The sequence below is a fragment of the Chamaesiphon sp. OTE_75_metabat_556 genome (assembly GCF_031378165.1).
Classification (GTDB): Bacteria; Cyanobacteriota; Cyanobacteriia; order Cyanobacteriales; family Chamaesiphonaceae; genus Chamaesiphon.
Window position 1 is genome coordinate 1 of record NZ_JANNDR010000374.1, and the last position, 1,945, is coordinate 1,945.

Consider the following 1,945-nt stretch of genomic DNA (forward strand, 5'->3'; position numbering starts at 1 on the left):
GAAACCAGAACAAATCATTAGGAGTTAACCCTATGGCTACTTTGACCGTTCGGATACCAGACGATAAGCACCTCCGGCTGAAAGAACTCGCTGAGTCTCAGGGGATCAGTGTAAACAAGCTGATCGAGGAGCTTTCTACTGTTGCTTTGGTAGAGTTTGATACCCATACTCGATTTAAGTTGATATCTGCACGGGGCGATGTGGCTGAGGGTCTGAGCATCTTGGATAAATTGGATTCGATCGAACTTTAATTTATTCGCCTGGTGTTCGCTGCTTTAATGTACAGTCCTAACTTTTGGCTTTTCTTGGTCATTTGTGATAAGCCTTCCCGTCGTTTGGCATCTCGATCGTTTTTGTAATTCATCAGATCACCGAAGCGGATACGGCTATCTGTCAGGTGGGCACCTGGGCGACATAAAGGAAAGAAAACCCTCCTTTTTTTTACTTAACTATCAATTAAATTAAAGCAATCACCACAAAGTAGTATTATTGCTGATTTCTGGGAACTCTGAATTGGTAAGACGAATTCTGGCTGACCTCGTAATGAATAACAATCTTTTCTGTTCAACACTTCTGACTTTTATCATTGCTAATACTATTATAGCTAATCCGTGTTCTTCATCTGGATATACAATTCCAAACAAGCAAGATCAGATTCAATTAGTTAGAAACAACTTAGCTAATTTTAAAGCAATTGACATATCCAGAACATACATTGGAAAAATAAAGCTGGGTGATAGTATGCAGAAAGTAATTAGCATCCTTGGTCAGCCAAAAGAACGAGATACAAAAAACGTTAATACTGGTTGCATTGTAGATGAATTAGTTATCCTAAGATATAAAAATCTGGACATTATAATAGACGAAGGTGGCTATGTATCAAACATAGATACAACTAATCCAGCATATTCTACCACTGAAGGAATACACGTTGGAAATTCTATAGGTAAATTTAAGAAAGCTTATCAAAGATACCAATATGATGTGTATGAAAATGAAGGCATAACCAGACTACGTATCTACGGGGAAAATTTTGCTGGATTGGACTTCAATGCACGCCAGGGAAAAATTATCTCGATAAATGCTTCTCTACCTGTGTGTGACTAAATATTTCATAAACTATAAAATAAAGTATCTCAACAATGAACAGACAAGAAGCCATAAATTACCTAAAAAATCTGGGTTTATATTTTCAAGATGAGAAGCTTTTGAGTTTTGCAAGTCTACCATCAAATCAGACGAAAAATGTTTGGTGGATTGATATTCCATGTGAAAAGATAACTAATGATTGCAGCAAGCAACTATCATTGATTTTATACAAGCCAGAAGAAAAAGTGGTCTATTACTTAGTTATTCCGATGCAATTTATTCATTACAATCATGATTTATTTGCAAGACGTGATAAAAGCGGGATCGATAATTTTAGTTTTGAGCTTTCTCTAGATAGCTTCATAGATATTAGACCAAATGGCTCTAAGCTTTCATTTAAGAGCTTCATACATGGAGCTTTTAAGACCATCTAATATCAAATACAGTCTCAACTGATCGACCACCAAAGAATATTAAACAATCTGCAACTATCGGTCGAGGCTGGCGAGGAAAGAAAAGGAGGGTTTTCTTTACCCTCCGTCGCCCACGTGCCCACCGGATGGCCATCCGCTATTCTCTGAGGCAAGAAACTAAGTAAATATATCAAAGTCAATAAAATCCGGGCAATGACCAGTTTCTTGATGAGCTTTGTTATGAAGCCTGTGGCGATCAAGGTAGCTTTTGCGGCACCAAACAATAACCCATAGCCTCCATGATCGACGTGACATTTCCCAGACGCGGATTACCTTCATCAGATAAAGCCTTCTGCACCCCCTGCCTCGTCATACCAATCTGTTCAGCCATATCACTAATCCCCTGAACACGAGCAATAACCCGCAACCATGCCAGTAATGCC

The 1,945-nt window shown here is 38.6% G+C and carries 4 protein-coding genes; 3 read left to right on the forward strand and 1 reads right to left on the reverse strand.

Annotation, left to right across the window (positions count from 1 at the left end; translation table 11 throughout):
• Positions 1-32: 32 nt before the first annotated feature.
• The 3 genes from RMO27_RS15045 (at position 33) to RMO27_RS15055 (ending at position 1,523) form a co-directional block, all read left to right on the forward strand.
• Complete coding sequence (locus RMO27_RS15045; RefSeq protein ID WP_309733919.1) at positions 33-251, forward strand: toxin-antitoxin system HicB family antitoxin; 219 nt, start codon at positions 33-35, stop codon at positions 249-251.
• 292 nt (positions 252-543) lie between these two features.
• Positions 544-1,107 (forward strand): hypothetical protein, encoded by a 564-nt coding sequence (locus RMO27_RS15050; RefSeq protein WP_309733921.1) that lies wholly within the window; start codon positions 544-546, stop codon positions 1,105-1,107.
• Positions 1,108-1,142: 35 nt separating this feature from the next.
• Positions 1,143-1,523 carry a hypothetical protein gene (locus RMO27_RS15055; RefSeq protein WP_309733923.1) on the forward strand — a complete coding sequence of 127 codons (381 nt, stop codon included), beginning with the start codon at positions 1,143-1,145 and terminating at the stop codon, positions 1,521-1,523.
• 235 nt (positions 1,524-1,758) lie between these two features.
• Here RMO27_RS15055 and RMO27_RS15060 read toward each other — a convergent pair.
• The coding region (locus RMO27_RS15060) for a DNA-binding protein (RefSeq protein WP_396133721.1) at positions 1,759-1,945 on the reverse strand (187 nt) is incomplete at its 5' end.

Bases quoted from the DNA above. Each gene is read 5' to 3' on its own strand.
- RMO27_RS15055 (WP_309733923.1), top strand. From the start codon at position 1,143: ATGAACAGACAAGAAGCCATAAATTACCTAAAAAATCTGGGTTTATAT.
- RMO27_RS15045 (WP_309733919.1), top strand. From the start codon at position 33: ATGGCTACTTTGACCGTTCGGATACCAGACGATAAGCACCTCCGGCTG.
- RMO27_RS15050 (WP_309733921.1), top strand. From the start codon at position 544: ATGAATAACAATCTTTTCTGTTCAACACTTCTGACTTTTATCATTGCT.